The 4,180-nt window shown below is 38.3% G+C and carries 1 protein-coding gene; it reads right to left on the reverse strand.

Annotation, left to right across the window (positions count from 1 at the left end; translation table 11 throughout):
* A partial coding sequence (locus K1M91_RS20990) for an HAD-IIIC family phosphatase (protein ID WP_232804212.1) occupies positions 1-4,163 on the reverse strand: 4,163 nt, incomplete at its 3' end.
* Positions 4,164-4,180: the final 17 nt, after the last annotated feature.

Raw genomic sequence — 4,180 nt, forward strand, 5'->3', positions numbered from 1 at the left:
GGCGTTTTACCTTGACTGTATGCGCTATACAGCGCCATGAATTCTTTGATTAATATACCGACCGACCAGCCGTCTGAAGCAATATGGTGCATTGTCACTGATAAGATATGTACATCGTCGCCCAAACTTAACAGGCTTGCACTCAGCATGCGGTCTGTTGACAAGTCAAACAATTGACCCGCGTGAGCATTTAAGTGCGCGCTGACCGCTGCTTCTTGGGCCGCACCACTTAGCCCTGCCAAGTCTTCATGCTTCACTTCGTATGGCATCGTCGGTAATAGCACCGGAAGGGCATCCCCGCCATCCTGAGCTTTAAAGACTGTGCGCAATACTTCATGGCGAGCCACTATCGCACTCAAAGCCTGATTTAACGCTGAAACATCTACGCGACCTTCTAAACGTAATGCGCTTGGCATGTTGTAATGCGCACTGCCACCATCAATTTGGTCAAGCAGCCACAAGCGCTGCTGGCCGTATGACAACATCGCCTCTGCATCAGCAGGGGCTGGCGTTAGTACTGGAACGCCCGTATCTTGTGAAAGTTGGCTAATGGTATACGCTAATGCTGACAACGTTTGCGCTTGGAAGATACTCTTCAGAGGCAAACTTACGCCCAAGGATTGTTTGACCTTTGACGATAAACGGGTCGCCAACAATGAATGCCCACCCAGCGCAAAGAAGTTATCTTCCACACCTACGCGGCTCACGCCCAACAACTCTTGCCATAAATCACATAGCGCCTGCTCAACCTCCGTGCTCGGCGCAACATAATTTGCGTGAATGGCGCCTAAGTAACGCTTTGAGTATTTACTTACCGAACAAGTAAAGGCTTGTTTGTCCATTAACTCTTTAGCTAGATTTGAAAGCCAAGAGTCTTCTTTAAAAACTTGTTCGTCTGTTTTACTTTCATGTATGCAATCTGAATCATCATTTTCACTAAAAATAGCGCTTAGCGACAAACTAGATATTAGAGGTGACTCGAAAGAATATCTTCCATTATAATTGCAATTATTCCCCCCAATAATACTTTCAACTTTCTTTAAGAATTTCAGTGCTGGTTTATTTCTATTAGTAACACTAAAATCAAAACAAACCCTCTCCCCTAGGTTGGCAAGATGCTTTAACATATAAAATTCAACACCACGACCGAAGGCACGACAACTAAGAACCATATTATCTACGTTTACCACGCCATCTGAAATTGAACCAAAAGCGATAGATACAATTCCATATTCACCAAACCTATCCTTAAGATTACACTTGATAATAAAACGATCACTACTTAGTATGCATGAGTTTACTTTATCGCAACTCAGCCTCTTTCCGCTAATATTAAATTGATTTGTTCTTAATAAAAGTTCTTCTGCACGTTCAACATCAGAAACACTTAGATTTTCAGTTGAAATATCAAGTTCAAGTGAAAGAATAAAATCCAATTGACTAAGAGACTTTTTCATGGCTTTTTGCCTCATTGCCTCTTCATGGTACATAGAAGTACGATCTAAAGATTTTTTGATATTTACATCTTTTAACCGCCACACATTTTCAAAGTAATTCTTAAAGTCAGTAGAAGGTAACTCTATAGTAAATACAGCTGGACAAAACTGCCTCATTTGAGAACACTGTAAAGCATCATCGTCAATAAAAACAAAGCTATCAAGACCTAAGTTTAATTCCTCAGCTAAAGATGTGATATTTTTCCATTTGGGCTCCCAATTTATACGATAACTTACAATATCCTCTAGAGAAATCAGCATATTATGATTTACTTTGAATACATCAATTACATCTGATTCTTCATTTGCACTACATAGACAAAGGAGCATTCCTTTGGATTTCATTTCTAGAGCAAGTCTTTGAATAAAGGCATTATCATCGGTTATATTTATTCCATGAGAGCCACTCTCTGCACATAAACCAGACCAAAGTGTATTATCACAATCAAGAACAATTACTTTATATGGTTGTTCCTTTTTAGTTGCAGCCTTGATCGCATCTATTCCCAATCCGGAATAATACTGTTCAGAGAATGGTACATGGCCTGCTTTATTTGCATATTCATCGAAGATATCGCCAGCTGTAAAACTTTTTGCGTTAGTTCGAAAAACTGACACACCGAAAGACTTACCTTTATCAACAAGAGCATTCTCAAGATTAATTATCGTATCTTTTTCAGATTGAGCACAGGATGAAAAATCAGAATCAGCGATGACAACTGAAACTTTTTTTCCAATTGATCCTTGAAGTGATTTAAGAAGATTTTGATACTTAAATTTAAGATTGCTTAACCTCATATCTAGGTCACCAGCACCTAACCACTCAACCATACTGATGAAAAACACATTGCAATCTTTTGAGTTTTGAGTTGTAGAGTTATTAATATTAATAATTGACTCTATAGGTTGGTTATATGGAAGCAAAGAAACATCAAACCCTGCATCGTATACTGAGCTAACATACTTTAAGGATTCGATTATCGGATCAATTGTAAAGTTAGCCCCAACATTAATCTTATAATTGTTATCTATTTTATTTTTCAACCCCACTAAATATGTAGGAATTTCAACTTGGGATAAATTAACCTTTCTATCACAAACAAACGCCTCAAACAAAGAACTCAATAGTTCAAGAAGACTTTCAATTGTGACCTTAGAAAACTTAGCTTTATTGTACTCTAGCGTTAACACTAAAGAGCCATCTACATTCTGATAAACAAATCTTAAATCCAAGAGCACATTATCGAGCGTGCTTTGATATTGACTAACATTAACACCGTTAATATCAAGATCTGGTAAATCGACATTTTGAAAAAGAACTGCAACATTAAATAGAGGATTCCCTGCATGAAAGTCCTTGCAAACATTCGCAACAACTTCATCAAAAGGCAATATCGAATTAATTAAGCACTGTTTAACTACCCTATCTGACTCGGTCACAAAATCATTTATGGAATCAGTACCAATTTTCGTCCTAATTGCTAATGAGTTAATGAAACAGCCTAATAAATTATGCGTCTGGCTCTCTTGCCTGCCAGAATCAACGGTTCCAATTACTAAATCTTTAATATCTAACCACAACCCTAATGCTGACGCAGTCAAAGAGTGTAACGCAGAGTACAAACTTACATTTAAGCATTCAGCCTTTTCAAATACCTTCTTAGAAACAGTTTTCGAAAACTGTTCGTACTCTTTACCTAAGCCGCCCCCCCCTGTGTTTTCAATTGGAAATACTATACTTTGCGGGGCATTGTTCAAATGACCCAACCAATATTCCAACTGAATTTCCCGTTCATTTTCTACATGCGAATTATACCAACTTGCGAAATCAGCATATTGAATAGCAGAACTTTCAACCTTAGCCTCACTATTGTTATAAAAAAATGAAAAATCATCAGCAAAGATTTTTATTGACCATCCATCAGTAGCAATATGATGTATATTAATGACAAGATAATTTTCTTCAAAACCCTTATTAATTAGTGTCGCCTTGATTGGAATAGAACCATTTAAATCAAACACATGACTCTCAGCTTTCTCAATTTCTTTTAAGCAGGAATCGGCACCAACATGATCTAATTGACAGAGTTCGAATTCATAATCTTCATTTACTAAACCATAAATATCTTCACCATCTTCAAGGTAGGTAGTCCTTAATATCTCATGTTTTTCTACTACTTTTTTTAACGCCGCATTCAAGCGAACAGTATCGACTTTTCCAGATAAGAGCAAAACAAATGAAACGTTGTACTTGCTCGATGGTTCTGATTGCTGCATTAAATAGAACCGTTTTTGTGCATTAGATGTTTCGACTTTCGGCCTAGCTACTATAGCTATCTCGTCACTTAAATGTTCTACTGATACAGCTATTCCGTGAACAGTAGGATTCGTATACAGATCTCTTAAAGAAATAGAAAACTTAAGTTCTTTTTTAACTTTAGCTATTAATCGTGTAGCTTTAATTGAATCGCCCCCCAGCGCGAAAAAGTTATCTTCCACACCTACGCGGCTCACGCCCAACAACTCTTGCCATAAATCACATAGCGCCTGCTCAACCTCCGTGCTCGGCGCAACATACGTGTGACTGCCACCCTCATAATCCGGCGTCGGCAGCCCTTTCCTGTCTACCTTACCATTCGCCGTCAATGGGAGCTGTTCCAGCTCCATAAACACACTTGGCACCA

This window comes from Motilimonas sp. E26, assembly GCF_021278025.1.
In the GTDB taxonomy this organism is placed as follows: Bacteria; Pseudomonadota; Gammaproteobacteria; order Enterobacterales; family CBDFNC01; genus Motilimonas.